At 62.8% G+C, this 22,778-nt stretch carries 19 protein-coding genes; 4 read left to right on the top strand and 15 right to left on the bottom strand.

Annotated features, from left to right (window positions below; all coding sequences use genetic code 11):
• Positions 1-228: 228 nt before the first annotated feature.
• The 9 genes from rng to upp form a co-directional block, all read right to left on the bottom strand.
• Positions 229-1,698, bottom strand: a complete 1,470-nt coding sequence (rng, locus tag ACYQ47_RS31030) for a ribonuclease G (RefSeq protein WP_250492108.1) — start codon at positions 1,696-1,698, stop codon at positions 229-231.
• 7 nt (positions 1,699-1,705) lie between these two features.
• The gene (locus ACYQ47_RS31025; protein ID WP_459908579.1) at positions 1,706-2,317 is read right to left on the bottom strand and encodes a Maf family protein; all 612 of its coding nucleotides are present in this window, start codon (positions 2,315-2,317) and stop codon (positions 1,706-1,708) included.
• Between the two features lie 66 nt (positions 2,318-2,383).
• Complete coding sequence (gene rlmH, locus ACYQ47_RS31020; protein ID WP_250525621.1) at positions 2,384-2,854, bottom strand: 23S rRNA (pseudouridine(1915)-N(3))-methyltransferase RlmH; 471 nt, start codon at positions 2,852-2,854, stop codon at positions 2,384-2,386.
• 14 nt (positions 2,855-2,868) lie between these two features.
• Entirely contained in the window at positions 2,869-3,324 is a 456-nt protein-coding gene (gene rsfS / locus ACYQ47_RS31015) for a ribosome silencing factor (RefSeq protein WP_459908577.1), read from the bottom strand.
• 2 nt (positions 3,325-3,326) lie between these two features.
• Positions 3,327-4,031: a nicotinate-nucleotide adenylyltransferase gene (locus ACYQ47_RS31010; RefSeq protein ID WP_459908575.1), complete on the bottom strand. Its 705-nt coding sequence runs from the start codon at positions 4,029-4,031 to the stop codon at positions 3,327-3,329.
• Positions 4,022-4,960 (bottom strand): oxygen-dependent coproporphyrinogen oxidase, encoded by a 939-nt coding sequence (gene hemF, locus ACYQ47_RS31005; RefSeq protein ID WP_459908573.1) that lies wholly within the window; start codon positions 4,958-4,960, stop codon positions 4,022-4,024. The genes ACYQ47_RS31010 and hemF overlap by 10 nt, the downstream gene beginning before the upstream one ends.
• 111 nt (positions 4,961-5,071) lie before the next feature.
• On the bottom strand, positions 5,072-6,349 hold the full coding sequence (gene purD / locus ACYQ47_RS31000) for a phosphoribosylamine--glycine ligase (protein ID WP_459908571.1): 1,278 nt from the start codon (positions 6,347-6,349) through the stop codon (positions 5,072-5,074).
• A 209-nt stretch (positions 6,350-6,558) separates the two neighbouring features.
• Positions 6,559-7,287, bottom strand: a complete 729-nt coding sequence (locus ACYQ47_RS30995; RefSeq protein WP_244827538.1) for a YebC/PmpR family DNA-binding transcriptional regulator — start codon at positions 7,285-7,287, stop codon at positions 6,559-6,561.
• Between the two features lie 349 nt (positions 7,288-7,636).
• On the bottom strand, positions 7,637-8,290 hold the full coding sequence (gene upp, locus ACYQ47_RS30990) for a uracil phosphoribosyltransferase (RefSeq protein ID WP_244827539.1): 654 nt from the start codon (positions 8,288-8,290) through the stop codon (positions 7,637-7,639).
• A 283-nt stretch (positions 8,291-8,573) separates the two neighbouring features.
• Between upp and ACYQ47_RS30985 the strand changes: the two genes are divergently transcribed.
• From ACYQ47_RS30985 to kdpE, 3 genes are all read left to right on the top strand, one after another.
• Positions 8,574-9,353 (top strand): SDR family oxidoreductase, encoded by a 780-nt coding sequence (locus tag ACYQ47_RS30985; protein ID WP_244827540.1) that lies wholly within the window; start codon positions 8,574-8,576, stop codon positions 9,351-9,353.
• A gap of 87 nt (positions 9,354-9,440) precedes the next feature.
• Positions 9,441-10,415, top strand: coding sequence for a quinone oxidoreductase family protein (locus tag ACYQ47_RS30980; protein WP_459908568.1), 975 nt, complete (start codon positions 9,441-9,443; stop codon positions 10,413-10,415).
• Between the two features lie 54 nt (positions 10,416-10,469).
• The gene (kdpE, locus tag ACYQ47_RS30975; protein WP_250464265.1) at positions 10,470-11,168 is read left to right on the top strand and encodes a two-component system response regulator KdpE; all 699 of its coding nucleotides are present in this window, start codon (positions 10,470-10,472) and stop codon (positions 11,166-11,168) included.
• Between the two features lie 15 nt (positions 11,169-11,183).
• Here kdpE and ACYQ47_RS30970 read toward each other — a convergent pair whose 3' ends face one another.
• The 6 genes from ACYQ47_RS30970 to ACYQ47_RS30945 form a co-directional block, all read right to left on the bottom strand.
• Complete coding sequence (locus ACYQ47_RS30970; protein ID WP_244827543.1) at positions 11,184-11,843, bottom strand: NAD(P)H-binding protein; 660 nt, start codon at positions 11,841-11,843, stop codon at positions 11,184-11,186.
• 87 nt (positions 11,844-11,930) lie between these two features.
• Positions 11,931-15,266: an efflux RND transporter permease subunit gene (locus ACYQ47_RS30965; protein ID WP_244827544.1), complete on the bottom strand. Its 3,336-nt coding sequence runs from the start codon at positions 15,264-15,266 to the stop codon at positions 11,931-11,933.
• 3 nt (positions 15,267-15,269) lie between these two features.
• Positions 15,270-18,392, bottom strand: coding sequence for an MdtB/MuxB family multidrug efflux RND transporter permease subunit (locus ACYQ47_RS30960; protein WP_250464267.1), 3,123 nt, complete (start codon positions 18,390-18,392; stop codon positions 15,270-15,272).
• Between the two features lie 28 nt (positions 18,393-18,420).
• Positions 18,421-19,794, bottom strand: coding sequence for an MdtA/MuxA family multidrug efflux RND transporter periplasmic adaptor subunit (locus ACYQ47_RS30955; protein WP_250464269.1), 1,374 nt, complete (start codon positions 19,792-19,794; stop codon positions 18,421-18,423).
• 387 nt (positions 19,795-20,181) lie between these two features.
• A complete protein-coding gene (locus ACYQ47_RS30950; RefSeq protein ID WP_250492115.1) occupies positions 20,182-21,051 on the bottom strand; it encodes an IclR family transcriptional regulator in 870 nt (289 codons plus the stop codon).
• A gap of 531 nt (positions 21,052-21,582) precedes the next feature.
• Positions 21,583-21,948 carry a hypothetical protein gene (locus ACYQ47_RS30945; RefSeq protein WP_250492116.1) on the bottom strand — a complete coding sequence of 122 codons (366 nt, stop codon included), beginning with the start codon at positions 21,946-21,948 and terminating at the stop codon, positions 21,583-21,585.
• Between the two features lie 327 nt (positions 21,949-22,275).
• Here ACYQ47_RS30945 and ACYQ47_RS30940 point away from each other — a divergent pair, with 327 nt between their 5' ends.
• Complete coding sequence (locus tag ACYQ47_RS30940; protein ID WP_459908563.1) at positions 22,276-22,755, top strand: hypothetical protein; 480 nt, start codon at positions 22,276-22,278, stop codon at positions 22,753-22,755.
• Positions 22,756-22,778: the final 23 nt, after the last annotated feature.

Genomic DNA, 22,778 nt, shown 5'->3' with positions numbered 1-22,778 from the left:
GCAGCATCGATACAGAAGAGCCGCTCGGCTCAGTCGTCTGGAAAACCATACCAGCCATCCATTAAGGCGCTGATTTCGATGTCGACAAATTCTGGTCTGCCTTCGAATGAAGCTTCGTAATGACGAAGGGCCGCTATTCGGCCCTTTCGTTGCTTAGTTATGCGTCGATGAACAAAAGGTTCGAACGCGCGCCCCTGCGTGTTTCTTTAGAGGTTGTATGAGTTAGTCCTACATCAACACAATGTCATACTGCTCCTGACTCAAATTCGACTCCACCTGCAACGAAACCGGCTTGCCGATAAAGTCCATCAACATCGCCAGATGCTGTGACTCTTCTTCCAGAAACAGATCGATCACCTGCTGAGAAGCCACCACGCGAAATTCGCGCGGATTGAACTGCCGCGATTCGCGCATGATCTCGCGCAACACGTCATAACACACGGTTCGCGGCGTCTTCACCTGCCCCTTGCCCTGACAAGTGGGACACGGCTCGCACAACACATGCGCAAGAGATTCCCGCGTGCGCTTTCGCGTCATCTCCACGAGCCCGAGTTGCGAAAAGCCATTGACCGTCACGCGCGTACGATCCCGCGACAGCGCGCGCTTCAATTCGCTCAGGACCTGATCGCGATGCTCGACGTTCTCCATATCGATGAAATCGATGATGATGATTCCGCCCAGGTTCCTCAACCGCAATTGCCGCGCGATGGTGTGCGCCGCTTCGAGGTTCGTCTTGAAGATGGTGTCGTCGAAATTGCGCGCGCCGACATAGCCGCCCGTATTCACGTCGATGGTGGTCATGGCCTCGGTCTGATCGATCATCAGATAACCGCCCGACTTCAAATCGACGCGCCGCGACAGCGCCCGCAAAATTTCCGCCTCGATGTTGTACAGGTCGAAAAGCGGCCGCTCGCCCGTGTAGTGATGCACGCGCGATGCCACCGCCGGCGTGAACTCCGCCGCAAAATCCGCCAGCATCTGATACGTCTCGCGCGAATCCACTTGAATGCGCGTGGTCTCGTCATTCACGAAGTCGCGCAACACGCGCTGCGCCAGATTTAGATCCTGATAGAGCAAAGTGGTCGGCGGTACGCGCTGCCCTTGAGCAACTATCGTCGCCCAGGTCTTGCGCAGATACGAGACATCGGCGGCAAGCTCTTCACTCGATGCATCTTCGGCAATCGTCCGCACGATATAGCCGCCTTTTTCATCGGCGGGCAGCACGGCGGTGAGACGCGCGCGAATAGCTTCGCGCTCCGTCTCGCTCTCGATCTTCTGGGAAATCCCGATATGCGGTTCCTGCGGCAGATAAACCAGCGTGCGCCCCGCAATGCTCACCTGCGTGGAAAGCCGCGCGCCCTTCGTGCCGATAGGGTCCTTCACGACCTGCACCATCAGCGCCTGTCCTTCGAAGACGATCTTCTCGATAGGCACATGCGGCGACGATCCATGCGGCTCGCCCGCCACGCGCGGATGCCATATATCCGCAACATGAAGAAACGCGGCGCGTTCCAGACCAATGTCGATGAACGCCGACTGCATGCCCGGCAACACGCGCACGACCTTGCCAAGATAGACGTTGCCGACGCGGCCGCGCGAGAGCGTGCGTTCGACGTGAAGCTCCTGAACGGCGGCTTGCTGCACCAGTGCGACGCGGGTTTCTTGCGGTGTGACGTTGATCAGGATTTCTTCGTTCATGGCCTGTTTAGAATTCGACGCGTGCCACGCGCAAGAGTGCTGCGGTTTCGAAAAGGGGCAAACCCATGATACCCGAATAGGACCCGTCGATTCGCTCGATAAATGCTGCCGCGCGGCCTTGAATGCCATATGCGCCGGCCTTGCCCAAAGGCTCGCCCGTCGCGGCGTATCGTTGCAGCGCAGCACGGTCGACCGGCGCGAGACGCACCGTCGAGCGCGAGAGCGCGGCGTGACATGCGCCATCGCCATCAACGACGCTCAGTGCCGTCAGCACTTCATGTTCGCGACCCGCGAGCTTCGTCAGCATCGCGACCGCGTCTTCTTCATGCGCGGGCTTGCCAAGTATTTGTCCGTCGATGGTCACGGTTGTATCCGCGACGAGAATGGGCGCTGTCCCATGATCGCCCGCGACGAGACGTGCGCGCGCCGCATGCGCCTTCAGCATGCAGACACGCTGAACATAGGCATGCGCTGCTTCGCCGGGCAGCTCGGCTTCGAGCGCTTCGGCGTCTTCATCGGGACGAGGCAAGAGGAGTTCGAACCGCACGCCCAGTTGCCGCAGCAACTCCTGGCGGCGCGGGCTTTGAGACGCAAGATAGACGAAGGGATAAGTAGACATTCGATAGCGGGTCTCGACAAGCGCGCCGGCCTTCGACACCACCACGGAATATCAGGGCATCTGCCGTTACGCGCGATGATAAGGATGATTCTGCGTGATGCTCCACGCACGGTAAAGCTGTTCGGCAAGCAGCACGCGGACCATGCCGTGCGGCAGCGTGAGACTCGAGATACGCAGCATGAGTTCGGCGCGCGCCTTCACTTCGGGCGCGAGGCCGTCTGCGCCGCCGATCACGAACGCGACATCGCGGCCGTCCTGTTGCCAGGCGGGCAGGGCGTTCGCGAGTTGCATCGTGGTCCAGTCGCGGCCGCGTTCATCGAGCGCAATCACGCGGGCGTTCTTCGGCAGGGCGGCTTCTATTCGCTGCTTCTCGGCAGTCATCACGCTTTCGGCATTGCGGCCGGACGAGCGCTGCTCGGGCTTGATCTCTTTGAGCTCGATGCGCAATTCGGGCGGCATGCGCTTCGCGTATTCGTCGAAGCCATTCGTGATCCAGTCGGGCATCTTGTGTCCGACTGCGAGAATGACGAGCTTCATCGACGCGCTGCGCTTTAGGCCTGCTTGCGCGCGATCTTGCGGGCGGGACGCTTGACGGCCGGTGCGGCATCTTCCTCGTCTTCGTCCTCGTCGGCTTCGACGTTCGCGCCGCCGAACATGCTCGGCTTGCTCAGTTTCACGCGCACGGGTTTGTCGCCCCAGACTTCTTCGAGGTTGTAGTACTGGCGCAGCGCCGGTTGCAGAATATGGACGACCGCGTCGCCGCAGTCGACCAGCACCCATTCGCCGATCTCTTCGCCTTCCGTGCTGATGATGTCGCCACCGGCTTCCTTCACCCGCTCGCGCACGCTGTTGGCAAGCGCCTTGGTCTGCCGGTTCGACGTGCCGCTCGCCACGACCACGCGGTCGAACAGCGACGTCAGGTGAGTGGTGTTGAACACTTTGATGTCTTGCGCCTTGACGTCTTCGAGACCGTCGATGATCGCGCGTTGAAGCTTTTGAATTTCCATGATTACCGTTGATACAAATGATGTTGAACAATGTAGTCCCATACGGCGGATGGGACCTGCGCGCGGACTTCGTCTTGCGACGCGCCTCGTGCGCCTTCGTGTGATGCGCTCGCTTCCTCGCGGATCGCCGTGGCGGATACGTCGATGAGAAGCGTGGTGTCGATCAGCATGTGACCGTGCGTGCTGGCCTGCAAGACTTCCGGGGATGCCTCGCGTGCTTCGAGTTCGGCGGCGACGGGCGCGGGCAGCGACGCGACATCGAAGCCGGGACGCGTCTCCACGCAGACATGCGCGAATTCGAAGAGCCGTTTCCAGTCGCGCCAGGTATTGAGCTTGACCAGTTGATCCGCGCCGATCAGCAACGCAAGCGATGCCTCGGCGCCTTCCTGCTCGCGCCAGCGCGCAAGCGTCTCCACCGTGTAGGTCGCGCCTTCGCGCTCGACTTCATCGGTGGCGACGGTGATCTTCACGCCCTCGATGTGCAGCGACCGCGCCGCCGCGCGCGTCATCGCCAGCCGGTGATGCGGCGCCGATACGCCTTCCTTCTGCCACGGCTGCCCCGCGGGCAATAGCACGAGTTCGGTCAGGCGTAAGAGCGCGGCGAAGCGGCGCGCGAGCGCCAGATGCCCTTCGTGAATCGGATCGAAGGTGCCGCCCAAAATGCCGACGCGCTTTTTGCAAGGTGTGCCCGGCGCGATCACAGCCATTGCCGGCGCACCAGGAAGTCGGAATAGAGTCGCGCTTCCGGCGTGCCGGGCTCGGGCGCCCAGTCGTAGCGCCAGTTCGCGACCGGCGGCATCGACATGAGAATGGATTCGGTGCGCCCGCCGCTTTGCAGACCGAAGTGCGTGCCGCGATCGAACACGAGGTTGAACTCGACGTAACGTCCGCGCCGATACGCCTGAAACGCGCGTTCGTGCTCGCCGTAAGGCGTGTCGCGGCGCTTGTCGATGATCGGCAGATACGCTTCGAGAAACGCGTCGCCGACGCGCCGCATCATCGCGAACGAACGCTCGAAGCCGGGCTCGGAGAAATCGTCGAAAAAGATGCCGCCGATACCGCGCTGCTCGTCGCGATGCTTCAGATAAAAGTACTCGTCGCACCACGTCTTGAAGCGCGGATACAACTCCACGCCGAACGGGTCGAGCGCGTCGCGGCAGACGCGGTGGAAATGCCGCGCGTCGTCCTCGTAGCCGTAAATGGGCGTCAAGTCCATGCCGCCGCCGAACCAGAAGATCGGCTCTTCGCCGGGCTTGACCGCCGTGAGCATGCGCACGTTCATGTGCACGGTTGGGCAGTGCGGATTTCTCGGATGCATCACCAGCGACACGCCCAGCGCCTCGAAACCGCGCCCGGCGAGTTGCGGACGCGCGGCGCTAGCGGAGGGCGGCAGCGCGTCGCCCGCCACGTCCGAGAAGCCGATGCCGCCGCGCTCGAAAAACTCGCCGCCTTCGAGAATGCGCGTCACGCCCCCGCCACGCAGATGCGCGCCGGGCTCGCGAGTCCAGGCGTCGGTCGCGAACGAACTGCCGTCGAACGCGCCGAGGGCATCGGCAATACGCGTCTGCAAGCCCGTCAGGTATTGACGAACGGCGGCGATATCGTGGGCTGCGTCGTGCTGGTTCGTTTCATTCATCGATTGCTGCAATGCGCCATGACAGGCGTTATGTGGATTCTCTAAAAACGCGCTGCCGGACGCGGAGGTCCGGCAGCGCGGGAAAAACGGCTCGACTTCAGGCGAAAAGCCTTATCCGTGCTTGCGGTTCAACGCCCGGTAGCCAATGTCCCGGCGATACTGCATGCCATCGAACGAAATCTGATTCACTGTATCGTAGACCACGGACTGCGCGCCGCGCACGGAATCCGCCAGACCCACGACACACAACACGCGCCCGCCTGAAGTGGTGAGCTTGCCGTCCGCGAGCGTGGTGCCCGCATGGAACGTGACGGCGTTGTCCGTTTCAGGCGGAATGCCGTTGATGCGGTCGCCCTTGCGCGGCGTCTCCGGGTAGTTGTGAGCCGCGAGCACGACGCCCAGCGCCGTGCGCCGGTCCCAGTCGAGCTCCACGCTGTCCAGCTTGCCGTCGATGGCCATCTCCACGACCTTCGAGAAATCGCCCTTGAGGCGCGCCATGATCGGCTGCGTTTCGGGGTCGCCCATGCGGCAATTGAATTCGAGCGTCTTGGGCGTGCCGTTGGCGTCGATCATCAAGCCCGCGTACAGAAAGCCGGTGAAGCGGATGCCGTCGTTTTCCATGCCGCGCACGGTCGGCAGGATGATCTCGCGCATCACGCGCGCGTGCAGTTGCGGCGTGACGATCGGCGCGGGCGAATACGCGCCCATGCCGCCGGTGTTCGGGCCCTTGTCGCCGTCCAGCAGACGCTTGTGGTCTTGGCTGGACGCGAGCGGCAGCACATGCTTGCCGTCCACCATGACGATGAAGCTCGCTTCCTCGCCGGACAGGAACTCTTCGATCACCACGCGCGCGCCTGCGTTGCCGAGCTTGTTGTCGGCGAGCATGAAGTCGATCGCGTCGTGTGCTTCCTCTGCGCTCATCGCGACCACCACGCCCTTGCCGGCAGCGAGGCCATCCGCTTTCACGACGATCGGCGCGCCTTTCGTGTCGATGTAGGCATGCGCGGCGGCGGCGTCGGTGAAGGTTTCGTAGTCGGCCGTCGGAATGTTGTGGCGCTTCATGAACGCCTTCGCGAAGTCCTTCGAGCTTTCGAGCTGCGCGGCTTCCTTTGTCGGCCCGAAAATCTTGAGCCCGCGCGAACGAAACAGATTGACGATGCCCGCGGCGAGCGGCGTTTCCGGTCCGACGACGGTCATCGCGACATGCTCGCGTTCGACGAAATCGGCGAGCGCCGAAGGCTCGGTGATGTCGATATTGCGCAGGCGCTCGTCCTGCGCGGTGCCGCCGTTGCCGGGCGCCACATAGACGATCTGTACGCGCGGCGACTGGGCGAGCTTCCAGGCCAGCGCATGTTCGCGACCGCCGGAACCAACGACGAGTAACTTCATTTGAATCCCCGAAAAGCTTGAGTGAAAGCAGTAGCCGTGCGCTGACGCCGGGCGGACCAGGCCAATGCCGGAGTCCACGCCGTCACCGGCATGACAGGTCGAAGGCGGCTCGCGCGGACTTCAGGCTGCGTCACCTGCCTTCTCATCAAGCGAAAGCCGTTCCAGCATCGCGGCCCGCCGAGCGCGGCGGACGGGCGCAACGGCGGCGCTTATTCGTCGTTGATGGCGGCGTTTGTATAGACTTCCTGCACGTCGTCGAGATTTTCGAGAGCGTCCAGCAGTTTTTGCATTTTCAGGGCGTCGTCGCCGCTGAATTCCACTTCGCTTTGCGGCTTCATGGTCACTTCGGCGAGTTCCGCCTTGAAGCCGGCGGCTTCGAGCGCGTCCTTCACCTTCTGAAAGTCGTTGGCGGGGCTAATCACTTCGATGCTGCCGTCGTCGTTCGTCACCACGTCGTCCGCGCCTGCTTCGAGCGCGGCGTCCATCAGCTTGTCCTCGGGCGTGCCCGGCGCGAACAGGAACTGGCCGACATGGTCGAACATGAACGATACCGAGCCGTCCGTGCCCATGTTGCCGCCGAACTTCGAGAACGCGTGGCGCACTTCCGCGACCGTGCGGGTGCGGTTGTCGGTCATGGTGTCGACGATGATCGCCGCGCCGCCGATGCCGTAGCCTTCGTAGCGGATTTCCTCGTAGCTCGCGCCATCGACGCCGCCGACGCCGCGCTGGATCGCGCGGTTGATGTTGTCCTTCGGCATGTTGGCGTCGTACGCCTTGTCGACCGCAAGCCGCAGCCGCGGGTTCGAGTCGACTTCGCCGCCGCCCATGCGGGCCGCGACCTGGATTTCCTTGATGAGGCGCGTCCAGACCTTGCCGCGCTTTGCATCGGCTGCGGCCTTCTTATGCTTGATGTTGGCCCATTTCGAGTGACCCGCCATTACCTTTCTCCATCGCGCGCGGACGTCGTGCCGCGCCTTGGTTTGCTGTGATGCTGTAGATGTCTGTTCGATGCGCTGCTGCGTCTTTTTAAACGGCAGCCGGGTTCGTGCGTCGGGCGCGCGGCCCGAAGGCAAGCCAGTCAGGCTCGCGGCAAGATCCGCTTAGGAACAGACCGAAATTTTATCATGCTGGGATGGCTTGGCAGGCGGCTTGCGTCGATTGGGGAAAACGAGCGGGCGAAGGCGGATTCGGGGAAAGTGCGCCGCGCAAAAGCCATCGCACAATAAAAAAACCGCCGCGCATGTCGCGCGGCGGTCTCGAGACTTGATCTGCGAAAACGGGTTGCGATCAGTTCTTCGTCCCGAACAGCCGGTCGCCTGCATCGCCGAGACCGGGAACGATATACGCATGATCGTTCAGATGCGAATCCAGCGAGGCGACGTAAAGCTTCACGTCCGGATGCGCGTCCTGGAACACCTTCACGCCTTCGGGCGCCGCCACCAGCGCTACGAACACGATATTCTCGGACAGCACGTTGCGGCGCTTCATTACGTCGACGGCGTGGACGGCCGAGTAGCCGGTCGCGACCATCGGATCGCACAGAATGAAGACGCGCTCTTCCAGGTCGGGCGGCAGGCGCACGAGATACTCGACCGGCCGGTGATCTTCCGCGCGATAGACGCCGATATGACCGACGCGCGCCGAGGGGATCAGGTCGAGCAGCCCGTCCGACATGCCGATGCCCGCGCGCAGCACCGGCACGATGGCGAGCTTTTTGCCCGCGATCACGGGCGCGTCGATCTCGACGAGCGGCGTTTCCACGCGCTTGGTCGTGAGCGGCAGATTGCGGGTGATCTCGTAGCCCATCAGCAAGGTGATTTCCCGCAGCAGTTCGCGAAACGTGCGCGTGGACGTGTCCTTGTCGCGCATGTGGGTGAGCTTGTGCTGGATCAGCGGGTGATCGGTGATGAAGAGATTGGGAAAACGGCTGTCCTGTTTCATGGGTCTCGCGCGTTCGCGCGTCCTGCTGATGTGCTGCTCGTGTGATGGGGTGCCGTCATGGGCGATGCGTGAGCGCTGCGCTCACGCCGCGCGCCGGGCGGACAGTGGCGACAGTTTACCGAAAACCCCGCCGTTGCCTAAGAACATTTGCCGCGTTTATCGGCAAGCCGCATGGGCCGCCCGACGTTGCCGCCCCGATTCTCTTAGAATTGCGCGGAAGGCGTGACGGTCATCTCACGCGCTCCGAACTGAAACAGTCGAGACAACCTCTGGAGGATGGACGATGGACATGGGAATCGCAGGGCGCACCGCGCTCGTCTGCGCGGCAAGCAAGGGACTCGGGCGCGGTTGCGCCGAGGCGCTCGCAGCCGAGGGCGTCAATCTCGTCATCACCGCGCGCACGGCGGAAACGCTCGAAGCGACGGCCGCCGCCATCCGCGCGGCCTATGGCGTGGACGTGAAGACCGTGGCCGGCGACATCGCCACGCCCGAGGGCCAGGCCGCCGCGCTCGCCGCGTGTCCGCAGCCGGACATCCTAGTCAACAACGCGGGCGGGCCGCCGCCGGGCGACTTCCGCAATTTCACGCACGACATGTGGATCAAGGCGCTCGAAGCCAACATGCTCACGCCGATCGAACTCATCAGGCAGACCATCGACGGGATGATTGGGCGCGGTTTCGGACGCATCGTCAATATCACGAGCTCGTCGGTGAAGGCGCCGATCGATGTGCTCGGGCTCTCCAACGGCGCGCGCTCCGGGCTCACGGGCTTCGTCGCGGGTGTGGCGCGCAAGGTGGCGTCCACGGGCGTGACCATCAACAATCTGCTGCCCGGCACCTTCGACACCGACCGCGTCGCTGTGACGTTCGAAGCGCAGGCAAAGGCGCAGAACATCAGCATCGACGAGGCGCGCAAGCGTCGCGCGGACGCGCTGCCCGCTGGACGCTTCGGCGAGCCGGACGAGTTCGGCCGGGCCTGCGCGTTCCTGTGCAGCGCGCATGCGGGCTACATCACCGGGCAGAATCTGCTGATCGATGGCGGCGCTTATCCGGGCACGTACTGAACGCAGCCGCGCAGCGCGCGCATCAGCGCGAAAGGCGCACTTGATTCTCGACACATGGCGAACTGAACCGACGGAGACATTCAAGCGATGACCAAGGCAATCCGATTCGACAAGACAGGCGGCCCCGAAGTCATGAAGTGGGTCGACGTGAACGTGGGCGAGCCGGGCAAGGGTGAAATCCGCGTGAAGCATCACGCGGTCGGGCTCAATTTCATCGATGTGTATTTCCGCACCGGGCTTTATCCGATGCCGCTGCCCAACGGGCTCGGCATGGAAGGCGCGGGCGAAGTCACGGCGGTGGGCGAGGGCATCACGCAATTCAAACCGGGCGATCGCGTGGCGTATGCGTCGCGTCCGCCGGGCGCTTATGCCGAGGAACGCGTGATGGCGGCGGATTTCGTCGTCAAGCTGCCGGATGCGATCAGCTACGAAGATGCCGCGTCGATCATGCTGCAAGGACTGACCACGCAATATCTGCTGCGCCGGACCTATCGCGTGAAGGCGGGCGAAACGGTGTTGATCCACGCGGCGGCGGGCGGCGTCGGCCTGCTCGCGGTGCAGTGGGCGAAGGCGCTCGGCGCGACGGTGATCGGCACGGTCGGTTCGGACGAGAAAGCGGAGATCGCGAAGGCGCATGGCTGCGATCACGCGATCGTCTACACGCGCGACAACTTCACGCAGCGTGTGCGCGAGATCACCAACGGCGCGGGCGTGCCGGTGGTCTACGATTCCATCGGCAAGGACACGTATATCGCGTCGCTCGACAGCCTCTCGCCGCTTGGATACTTCGTGAGCTTCGGCAATTCGTCGGGTCCGGTGCCGCCTATCGATTCATCCGAACTCGCCGGGCGCGGTTCGCTTTACTTCACGCGTCCGACGCTTTTCAGCTATATCGCCAAGCGCGCCGATCTGGATGCCATGGCGGCGGAACTGTTCGAAATCGTGTCGTCGGGGAAGGTCAGGACGAACGTGCGGCAACGTTATTCGCTGGCCGACGCGCCCCGCGCGCATGAAGACCTCGAAGCGCGCAAGACGACGGGCTCGACCATTCTTTTGCCTTGAGCCTTTCCCGCGTGACGGATTCTCACTGAAACTAAGAAATAGAACAGCATCGATATGAGCGAGCCGTCCGTCACCGTCGTCCTGATCGAGGACGAAAAGCAGATTCGCCGCTTCGTACGCGTGTCCCTGGAAGCCGAGGGCATGACCGTGCACGAAGCGGAGACCGGCCAGCAAGGTCTGATCGAAGCGGCGACGCGCAAGCCCGATCTCGTGATCGTCGATCTGGGTCTGCCGGATACCGATGGCCTCGACGTCATTCGCGAACTGCGCGGCTGGACCGAATTGCCGGTGATCGTGCTCTCGGCCCGCACGCAGGAAGCGGAAAAGGTCGCCGCGCTCGATGCCGGCGCCGACGACTATCTCACCAAGCCGTTCGGCGTTTCCGAGTTGATGGCGCGTATTCGCGCGCATTTGCGGCGGCGCAATCAGGCGGCGGGCAGCGAGACGCCGGCCGTGCGTTTCGGCGATGTCACCGTCGATCTCGCGTTGCGGCGCGTCACGAAAAACGGCGAGAGCGTGCATCTGACGCCGATCGAATATCGCCTGCTTGCCACGCTCGTGCGGCATGCGGGGCGCGTCTTGACGCATCGGCAATTGCTGAAGGAAGTGTGGGGACCGTCGCATGTGGAGAGTCCGCATTATCTGCGCATCTACATGGCGCATCTGCGGCAGAAGCTCGAGCGCGATACGGCGCAGCCCGAGCATATCGTCACGGAAACGGGCGTGGGATATCGGCTCGTGGGAGTCGTGTGACGTGCGTCGTTCGAATTACGCGGTGACCGCGGCGTAGGTATCGAGCACGGCGTCGAGCGGTTCGTTTCCGCCGACGAAGCCGATGACCCGATCCCGCACGCCAAGCGCCACGCAACGCAGCGCAATGCGCGCGACATCCTCGCGCGACACGTCGGGCATCTCGACCGTGGTCTCGTCCGCGAGCGCAATCGTGCCGCGCGCGGGTTCGTCGGATAGCGGGCCAGGACGCAGGATCGCGTAAGGCACGCCGCGCCGCATGACGTAGGCATCGGCTTCGCGTTTCATGCGCGAGTAATGACGCAGGGAAAGCGGATTGCGCTCCGGATGAAACGCGGTCAGCGCGCTTACGACGACGAGTTGCCGCACGCGCCGGCGCTTTGCGTAATCGGCGGTGCGCATGACGGCGTCGCGATCGATCGCGCGTTCCTCGTGCACGCCTTCGCTCTCGGACGACCCCGCCGCGTAGATTACGTGCGTGATGTCGTCGAAGACATGCGAGAAATCCTGATCGAGATCGCCGAGCACGATTTCCGCGCCCAGCGCCGCGAACTCGCTCTTGTGCGCGGATTTGCGAAGCAGCGCCCGAAAAGGCGCGGCGTGGTCATGAAGACCTTGCGCGATAAGCCGGCCCGTGCGGCCGTGCGCGCCGATCAGCAGAACTTTCATCGTCTTCATTGAGTTCGCTCCCTTGCGGTGGCCGGCTCGACAATCAAAGTAGGCGATTTCGGCGCCTTGTGCTATCCGTGCTTGCGCGGCCTCGCGTCACTCCACCGCGCTTGCCGGCCGCGCATTGCCACGCCGCCGCGCGCGCCGTTCCTCTGCGCGCACGCGGAAGCGGTCCATATACAGGTAAACCACCGGCGTCGTATAGAGCGTCAGCATTTGACTTACGATCAGCCCGCCGACGATTGCGATGCCAAGCGGCGCGCGCATCTCCGATCCTTCGCCAGTTCCGAACGCGAGTGGCAGCGCGCCGAGCAGCGCGGCGGCGGTCGTCATCATGATCGGGCGAAAGCGCAAGAGACACGCTTCCTCGATGGCATCGCGCGAAGTCTTGGCGCCGTGCCGCGTGGCCTCGATAGCGAAGTCCACCATCATGATCGCGTTCTTCTTCACGATGCCAATCAGCAAAATGACCGCGATCAACGCGATGATGCTGAACTCCGTCTTGAACAGCAGCAGCGCAAGCAGCGCGCCGACGCCCGCCGACGGCAGCGTGGAGAGAATCGTGATCGGATGGATATAACTTTCATACAGAATGCCGAGCACGATATACACGGCCGCGAGCGCCGCGAGAATCAGGATGGGCTGGTCGTTCATCGACTGCTGGAACGCCTGCGCCGTGCCCTGAAAACTGCCGTGGATGGTCTGCGGCACGCCGATTTCCGCCATCGTTTCGTAGATCGCGGCGGTGGCCTCCGAGAGCGACTTGCCCGGCGGCAGATTGAACGAGATGGTGGAAGCCACGAACTGGCTCTGGTGATTGACGGAAAGCGGCGTATTGCCCGGCCCGAATTTCGCGATGGCCGAAAGCGGCACCATCGTTTCCTGCGATGTGGAAACCGCCGCGCCTGACGACGAACTCGACTTGCCGCTCGCCGCGATGGCGTTGGTCGCCGAATTCTTGACCGAAGCGAGCGCCAGCGCGGCGGCTGTGTCGGAACTGCTGGTGGACGAGCCGCCCGCGCCGGTCGAACCGGTCGCCGAGGTGGACGCCGTCGAGTTGGCGCCGGAAGTGGTGGTCGAATTAGTCGATGACGTGCCGCTCGCCGTGCCGCCCGACGTGCTGATGTAGATCTGCTTGAGCATCTCCGGGTCCTGCCAGTATTTCGGCGCGACTTCCATCACCACGTGGTATTGCGACAGCGGGTTGTAGATGGTCGAGACCTGGCGCTGGCCGAAGGCGTCGTAGAGCGTGTTGTCGATCTGCGCTGGCTTGATGTTCAGACGCGCGGCCGTGGCGCGGTCGAAGGTCACCATCGCTTCGAGACCGCCTTGTTGCTGGTCGGAATTCACGTCGGTGAGTTCGGGGCGCTTGAGCAGCGCTTCTGTGAGCTTGGGCGCCCACGTGTAAAGGTCGCTCGTGGTGTCGGACAGCAGCGTGAATTGATACTGCGCATTCGACTGCCGCCCGCCCACGCGAATATCCTGAACGGCTTGCAGGAAGGTGCGCGCGCCCGCGACATCGGCAAGCGGCTTGCGCAGACGGTTGATGACCTGATCCGCCGACACCTTGCGTTCGCTCTTCGGCTTGAGCGAGATGAACATGAAGCCGGAATTGGTCGTGCGCCCGCCCGTGAAACCGGCGACGCTGTCCACGGCCGGGTCCGATTCGACGATTCGCATCATCTCCGAGAACTTGCCTTTCATCGCCTGAAACGAGGTGCTCTGGTCCGCCTGAATGCCGCCGACGATACGCCCCGTGTCCTGCTGCGGGAAAAAGCCCTTCGGCACGATGATGTACAGGTAGACGTTCAGCCCGATGGTCGCGAGCAAAATGAGCAGGATGAGCCGCGGGTGCCCGAGCGCCCAGCCAAGCGTTCGCGCATAGCCGCGCTGCATGCGCTCGAATTGGCGTTCGAGCCAGAGCGCGAGCCGGCCTTCTTTCTTCTTCTGATGCGGCTCTTGAAGCAGACGCGAGCACATCATGGGCGTGACGGTGAGCGACACCACGAGCGATACGGCGATCGCCAGCGACAAGGTCAGCGCGAACTCGCGGAACAGGCGCCCGACGATACCGCCCATCAGCAGGATGGGCAGGAACACGGCAACGAGCGAAATGCTGATGGACAACACCGTGAAGCCGACCTCGCGCGCGCCGAGTATCGCGGCCTGCATGCGCGGGACGCCGTTCTCGACATGCCGCGAGATGTTCTCCAGCACGACGATGGCGTCGTCCACCACGAAGCCCGTCGCGATGGTCAGCGCCATCAGCGAGAGATTGTCGAGCGAGAAGCCGAGCAAATACATCGCCGCGAAGGTGCCGATGATCGATATCGGCACGGCGACGCTTGGAATCAGCGTTGCGCGCCAGTTGCGCAGGAACAGGAACACGACCATCACGACGAGCGCCACCGCGATCACGAGCGTGAGTTCGGTGTCGTGCAGCGAGGCGCGGATGGTGGTCGAGCGGTCCGCTGTCGGGGTGATCAGGACATCGGCGGGAAGGGCGGCTTGCAGTTGCGGCAGCATGCCCTTCACGCGGTCGATCGTCTCGATGATATTCGCGCCCGGCTGACGGTACAGAATGACGAGCACCGCGTGCTTGTTGTTGATGAGGCCGAGATTGCGCAGGTCTTCCACGGAATCGACCACTTCGCCGACGTCCGAAAGATGCACCGCCGAGCCGTTGCGATATGCGACGACCAGATCCTTGTATTGCGACGCCTTGCTCGCCTGATCGTTGGTGTAGAGCTGGACGTGGTTGTCCTTGAATTCGATTGCGCCCTTCGGACTATTCGCATTCGCCGATGCCAGCGCCGCGCGCACGTCTTCCAGCCCGATGCCGTAGTGAAACAGCGCGCCCGGTTCGAGCTCCACGCGCACGGCCGGGTTTGCCGAGCCGCTCACGTCCACTTCGCCGACGCCCGGCACGGTAGAAAGCGTCTGCTGCAGCACGGTCGCCGCGGAGTCGTAAAGCGCGCCCGCGGTTCGGGTAGGCGAGGAGAGCGCGAGCACCAGGATGGGCGCGTCCGCCGGGTTCACCTTGTGGTAGGTCGGGTTGCTGCGCAGCGCGGTTGGCAAGTCGGCGCGCGCGGCGTTGATGGCGGCCTGCACGTCGCGCGCGGCGCCGTCGATGTCGCGGTTCAGGCCGAATTGCAGCGTGATGCGCGTGGTGCCGACCGCGCTTTGCGAAGTCATCTCGCTGACATCGGCGATGGAGCCGAGATGCCGTTCGAGCGGACTCGCCACGCTCGTCGCCACGGTTTCGGGACTTGCGCCCGGCAACTGCGCCTGCACGGAGATGGTCGGAAAATCGACTTGAGGCAGCGGCGCGACCGGCAGCTTCACGAACGCGAACATGCCGGCGAGCGCAATGCCCACCGCGAGCAGCGTCGTCGCAACGGGCCGGTCGATGAAAATGCGCGACATGTTCATGGCTTACTCCGCGTCGGCGGCGGGCCGCGGCTCGTGCATGCCGCCGCCGAAGCGCGCGCGCAACCGGCGGCCGAGCGAATCGAATGCCAGATAGATCACGGGCGTGGTGAAGAGCGTGAGCAACTGCGAGACGATGAGACCGCCGACAATCGCGATACCGAGCGGATGCCGCAGCTCCGAACCCGCGCCCCAGCCGATCATGAGCGGCAGCGCGCCGAGAAGCGCGGCCATCGTCGTCATGAGAATCGGGCGAAAGCGCAGCAGACACGCCTGGAAGATCGCGTCGCGCGGCGACTTGCCTTGATCGCGCTCGGCTTCGAGCGCGAAGTCGATCATCATGATGGCGTTCTTCTTCACGATACCGATCAAGAGCACGATGCCGATGATGCCGATGATGTCCAGATCGTGCCCGGTGACCATCAGCGAAAGCAGCGCGCCAACGCCTGCGGACGGCAGCGTCGAGAGAATGGTGATCGGGTGGATGAAGCTCTCGTACAGCACGCCGAGCACGATATACATCGTGACGATGGCCGCGAGGATCAGGAACAGTTCGTTCGAAAGCGAAGCCTGGAACGCGAGCGCCGCGCCCTGAAAGCGAATCTGGAACGACGCGGGCAGGCCGATGTCGTTCTTCGCCTGCTCGATGGCCTTGACCGCCGCCCCAAGCGATTCGCCCTTGGCCAGGTTGAAGGAAACGGTCGTCGCCGGGAATTGGCCCAGATGCGTGACGAGCAAAGGCGCTGCGCGCTCGTGGAACTTGGCGATGGTGTTGAGCGGCACCTGCCCCGTCGTCGAAGTGGACGACGGCAGATAGATGCCGTTCAGGATCTCGCTGTAGTGCGCGTCCGAAGGCTCCGATTCAAGGATCACGCGATACTGGTTCGACTGCGTGAAGATGGTCGAAATGATGCGCTGGCCGAAGGCGTCGTAAAGCGCGTTGTCCACCGTCGCGGGCGTGATGCCGAAGCGCGCCGCCGTCGGCCGGTCGATCTCGATATACACCGACTGGCCGTTCTGCTGCAGGTCGGTCGCCACATCCGTGAGAATGGACGTATGTTGCAGCCGCTCGACGAGCTTGGGCACCCATTCCGCGAACTCGGACGGGTTCGGGTCGGTCAGCATGAACTGATATTGTGTCGGACTGACGGTGGAATCGATCGTCAAGTCCTGCACCGGCTGCATATACAGCTTGATGCCGGGAATGTCCGCGACGTCGCTCTGAATGGAACGGATCACGTCGCTCGACGTGTTGCTGCGGTCGTCGCGCGGCTTCAGGTTGATGAGCATGCGCCCGCTGTTCAGCGTGATGTTGGTGCCGTCCACGCCGATGAACGAAGTCAGGCTTTCGACATCCGGGTTCTGCAGAATCTTTTGCGCGAGCGCCTGCTGCTGCTCGGCCACGGCCTGATACGACGCGGCCTGCGGCGCTTGCGTGATCGCCTGGATCACGCCGGTGTCCTGCGTGGGAAAGAAGCCCTTCGGAATGAAGATGTACAGCACGGCGGTCAAAACGAGCGTCAGCAGGGCGACGACGAGCGTCGCGGCTTGCCGCTCCAGCACCCATTCGAGCGCGACGGCGTAGCGGCCGATCACGTAGTCGATGAACTTGTGGGCGCGCGCCTCGAAGCGCTTGCTGTCTTTGGGCGGCGTGTGGCGCAGGAGTTTTGCGCACATCATCGGCACGAGCGTGAGCGAGACGATAGCCGAGATCACGATGGTCACGGCGAGCGTGATCGCGAACTCGTGGAACAGACGGCCAACCACATCGCCCATGAAGAGCAGCGGGATAAGCACCGCGATCAGCGAAACCGTCAGCGAAATGATGGTGAAGCCGATCTGCTTCGAGCCTTTCAACGCTGCTTCGAGCGGCGGGTCGCCTTCCTCGACATAGCGCGCGATGTTTTCGATCATGACGATGGCGTCGTCGACGACGAAGCCTGTCGCGATGGTCAGCGCCATCAGCGAAAGATTGTCGAGTGAAAAGCCGCACAGGTACATGATCGCGAGCGTGCCGACCAACGACAGCGGCACGGAAAGACTCGGGATGATGGTGGCGTAGACGTTGGCGAGAAACAGATAAATTACCAGCACGACCAGCACGACAGAGAGCGCGAGTTCGAACTGCACGTCGCGCACCGACGCGCGGATGGTGGTGGTGCGGTCCGTGACGATGCGCACGTCCAGCGCCGCCGGCAGCGATTGCTGCAAGCCTGGCAGCAGCTTCTTGATGCCGTCCACCACTTGAATGACGTTCGCGCCCGGCTGACGCTGCACGTTGAGGATGATGGCGGGCGTCGCGTCGACCCACGCGCCGAGCTTGGTATTCTCCGGACCTTCGACGACCGTGGCGACATCGGTGAGCATGACCGGCCGGCCGTTCTTGTATGCGACCACCGCGCTTTGGTACGCGCTTGCATCGGTCAACTGGTCGTTCGCGTTGATGGTGTAGTTGCGCGACGGGCCGTCGAAATTGCCCTTCGGCGTATTGACGTTGAGGTTGGCGATAGTCGTGCGCAAGTCGTCGATATTCAGCCCGTACGAGGCCAGCGCGCGTGTGTTCGCCTGAATGCGCACGGCGGGGCGGTTGCCGCCGCTGATCGACACGAGACCCACGCCCGCGACTTGCGAAATCTTCTGCGCGAGGCGCGTGTCGGCGAGATCCTGGACCTTGGTGAGCGGCAGTGTCTTGGAACTGATCGCGAGCGTGATGATCGGCGCGTCGGCGGGGTTCACTTTCGCGTAGATCGGCGGGGCGGGCAGGTCGGACGGCAGCAGATTACCCGCCGCGTTGATGGCGGCCTGAACTTCCTGCTCGGCGATATCGAGCGGCAAATCCAGACTGAACTGCAAGGTAATGACCGACGCGCCCGCCGAACTCTGCGACGACATCTGGTTCAGGCTCGCCATCTGCCCGAACTGCTTTTCGAGCGGCGCGGTGACGCTGGAGGTCATCACATCCGGCGACGCGCCGGGGTAAAACGTCTGCACCTGGATGGTCGGATAGTCGACCGCGGGCAGCGCGGACAGCGGCAGAAAACGTAGCGCGACGAGGCCGACCAGCATGATCGCCGCCATCAGAAGCGCCGTGCCGACCGGACGCAGGATAAAAAGGCGAGATGGATTCATGCGGCTCTGGTTGCTCTTGGCTTAACTGTCACTGCTGCGGTTGCTGACGACGATGCCCGCCATGCCGCGCACCCGAAGCTGCCGACGCGGCAGCCGCCGCCGATGCACCTGAAGCGCCGGATGCGCCCGAAGCACCCTTGGCCTTGTCCGCCGGAATCGTGATCTTCGCGCCTTCCTTGAGCCGGTCGGAGCCGTCGATCACCACGCGCTCGCCGGCCTGCAGACCGGTTTTGATGCTGGTGCGCTCGCCATCGACGGGACCGGTTTTCACGTTGCGCACCGTCACCGTATTGTCCGGCTTGACGACATACACGAACGATCCCGACGAGCCATTCAGCACCGCCGAAGTCGGAACGATAAGCGCGTCCTTGATGACATCGACGAGCAGCTTTGTGTTCACGAACTGGTTCGGAAAGAGCCCGAGTCCTTTGTTGTCGAAGGTCGCGCGCAGCTTGACGGTGCCGGTGGTGGTGTCGATCTGGTTGTCGAGGGTTTCCAGATAGCCCGATTCGAGCGCAACCGTATTGGCGCGGTCATATGCCGTCACCGACATCTTCGTGCCCGCATGCAGCGGCTTCAGGATGGCGGCAAGGTTGTCTTCCGAGGTGGTGAAGATCACGCTGATCGGCTGCAATTGCGTGATGACCACGACGCCGTTGGTGTCGCCCGTCGTCACGTAATTGCCGGGATCGACCTGACGCAGGCCGACGCGTCCCGACACGGGCGCCGTGATGCGCGCGTAGGTGAGATCGAGCTTGTAGGTATCGACGTTGGCCATGTCCGACTTGACCGCGCCTTCATACTGCTTGACGAGCGAGCCTTGAGTGTCGACCTGTTGCTTGGCGATGGAGTCTTGCGAGAGCAGCGTCTGATAACGCTGCAAGTCGAGCCTCGCGGTCTGCAACAGCGCCTGATCCCGCGCCAGCGTGCCTTCGGCGTTACGCAGCGAAATCTCATAAGGACGCGGGTCGATCTGCGCGAGCACGTCGCCCTTCTTGACCATCTGGCCTTCCTTGAAGGCGACGTCCATCAGCGTGCCATTGAGCTGCGTCTTGACCGTGACGTTGGCAAGCGGCGTGACCGTGCCGAGCGAATTGATGACCACCGGCATCTCGCCTTGCGCGACGGTCGCGACATGCACGGGCTGCGGCTGATTCATCGCGTTCGCGCCGCCGCCGCGACGGCCGCCGCCCTGACGTGCATCCTGTGGTTGACCCGAGGCACTGTTGCGGCTCCACGGATGCCACCAGGCGACGGCTCCCGCGACAATCAGCAAAGCGATCACGAGCGGGACGAGCTTGCGCCGCCTTGGCGGGCGTTCCCCGAGCGTGGTCGTGGCAGGTCGATCAGGCGAGTTGGACGGTTTCTGCGGTTGTCCGGGAGAATTCTTTTGGTCGTCCATCGGTTCTGTGGCTGGTATTTCAAGTGATTCGTTGGAGCGCCCAAGGCGGCGCGCGAACGCCAGGCAGGACAGCGCAATCTGCAAGCCGCATCGAGGCCAGGACCTGAAAGCGGGCGATGAGCACATGAAGCTTTTTCGCGACGCGTTCGAAGCGCTGCCGCGCATGACGAAACCGCAACGAAGAGACACGACGCATACAAGCCGCACCAACGCCGCGCGGTCGTGCGAAGCATGATGCTACGTCCCGCATCGAGGCCCGTCCACCTACCTTTCTTTCGGCTGATTACGAGTGTTACACGCGGCCTGACATGGCTTTCGCACGATGCGAGCGCAGGCCGGCCGAACCCGTCGATGGGTCGGCCGGCCAATACGTCAGGGGTGTCAAGTCTACTCGGTGGCGCGCAAGTCCGTAGAGGCAGCCATCGCGATGGCCGCCGATGCGGCGCCGGACGTGCCGCCGATCTCGTGCGCGATTTGGCTCACGCAGCGCAGCAGCGCGGGCGCGACTATTTCGATGAGCGTCTCTTCGGGACACTGATGCGCCGCGCCGCCGCAGTTCACGGAGTAACGCTCCTCCGACGGACCGATGAAGCCCGCCGCGACCGCGTTGAGCCCCAGATGCCATTCGCCGATCGAAACCGCGAAGCCATTGCGATGCGTGTCTTCGATACCGTGCCGAAGTCCCATCGCGATGAGCGGCCAGTCGTCGCCGGATGCGATCTGCAGACTACCGATGAGCGTTTCGCGATCCGCCTGCGACAGCACGGACAAGTACGCGCGCCCCACGGCGGTACGGGTGAGGTCCATCCTTCCGCCCACTTCGAGACGTGAGACGAGCACGGCCGAACGCGGACGGATGGCATCGATAACGACCATTTCCAACCGGTCCCGAACCGCCAGATGCACCGACAGGCTGGTTTCCTCGGCGAGCGCGATGAGGTAGGGGCGCGCCCGAGCACGAATATCGAAATTGCGTAAGAATCCGTTGCTGAATTCCAGAACCGAGGCGGTCAGCACGAAACGCTCGCTGTCGGGCAGCCGCAGCAGCAGGCCTGCGCCGACGAGCGTTGCTGTGATACGCGACACGGTAGGTTTGGGAATGCCGGTCCATTCGGTCAGCTCTCGGTTGCTGACAGGGGCATCGGCGGCAGCGATACGGCGTAGAACGTCCAGACCGCGCGCAAGCGCCGTGACTTCTTCGCCCTCTCTTTCTCTCGGTTTTTCCCGGTCTGGTAGCCGGCTTTTTAATGTGTGCATTCTTATTTTCTGAAACGTAGTTTCGGATGCGGACTGACGCTAAATAACCCGGATGCCACTTAAACTTGCAAGCGGTGCAAGCCTCTCATCGATAAGCAGCAGACGGAATGAAACATTTCTCTTGATAGGGGTTTGCAAAGATTACCTTGGGCAGAAGTTCTGCGCCGGAGATTTTGCTTGACTTGGGCAGCAATCCCATAAAAAATGGAACCGAATTTCGAAACTGGTGGGGCGACGTGCACAGTTGCTTTCCGCTCCCCGCTTGAATGACCGGCTCTCAGGTTCTAGCACGGCCCTCGGAATGGCTAGAACTTTTAAGGCGCTATGGAAACATAGCGCCTTTTTTTTCGCCCTATGTTTGCGGTAACAAACGCACTGAATATACGCTGAAAGCAGAAATGGCGTCGGACTGGAAGCAAGTTTGCTTCGGCGCGAAGGGTTGCGGAGACGCTGGAAGAGGGCGAGGCGCGCGCCCGAAGGCCGGGCGCGTGGACCGATAGCGGCGCGCGATGCGCCGCCCGGTGAGTCGATTCAATCGAATTCGTTGAACACACGGCGCTGCCGAAGCAGGCGCTTGCCGCGCATGATCCAGTACACGCTCGCAAGTAACAAAAGCAACGCGACGCTCAAAACGAATACCGGCGAAATGCGTTCGGGCGCTGGCTGACTGGTGGCGATCAAAAGCGCCGCGAAGAATGCCGCCGCCGCTTGGTAGTAGGCGCGCTTGGCCAGACTGCGGCGCATCTGGTGCGTGGTAAAGCGGGAGACAGGAGGACGGGTGAAAGGCTCGAAAAGCAGGACCCCGGCGAAGAGGGCCACGACGAAATTCATATAAAGCATGGGGGCAACGTTGGCGCGAAGAGATGTGGACTGGCGGCGAATATATGCGAGTCCCATGCCTCTCAAAACCAGAAGTGTCCTAAATGTAGAGGGAAAACTCTATTACATTCGCGGGGAGTTAGAGGGTGTTCAAAAGTTAGGCAAAGCCGAGAAGAGCCGGTAAGGGTTTTCCAAGGTTCCCTCGTGATGCAAGCTTTACAAAACGCTTCTTATCCAAGTGCCAATTCGAGCTTTCGCGCTTAGGCAAAATGCGCTCAAAACGTTGCCATCCAGGGTCAGCGTATGATGAGCGCCACTTCCAAGAGGAACAAATCGCGCTCAGGCGTGCGGACTTCGCATCGAGATTCATGCAGCACTCAGGCACCACATCTGGAAGGAACGACCATGCAGACTTCGCCCATGACCCGAATCGGGATCGCGCTCGCCGCGCTCGGTGTACTTGCCGCGTGCGAAAAGCACGATGCATCGGCAGGACAGGCGGCGGGCGCGCTCAACAACCTCGCGAGCCAGACCCAGCAAAAGTTCGATCAGGCGGCGAGTTACGTCGACCAGAAGGTCGATTCCGCCAAACAGACAGCTCAGCAGAACATCGACAACGCCGGCTCGATGCCCGATATCTCCGCGAGCAGCGTCGCGGCGACGGCGCGTGCGAATCTGCAGAACGCGGCGAGCGCGACTAACGCCGCCATCACCGACGCGGCCAGCGCGACGGGCGCCGGTTTGCAGAACGCGGGCCGCAAGTTGCAGGACTGGTCGAAGGATGGAAGCGCATCGGGCACGTCGGGTAACGCGGGTACGTCGGGCACTTCGGGCGCGAGCCCGACCACCGACACGAGCGGCGCCCGCACGGAAATGGACAAGTAAGCAGCCGGCGTCGACTTAACATT

This window comes from Caballeronia sp. HLA56 (assembly GCF_054655155.1).
Note: the sequence above shows the minus strand (reverse complement) of the source record. Positions and strands in the feature narration are given on the sequence as shown.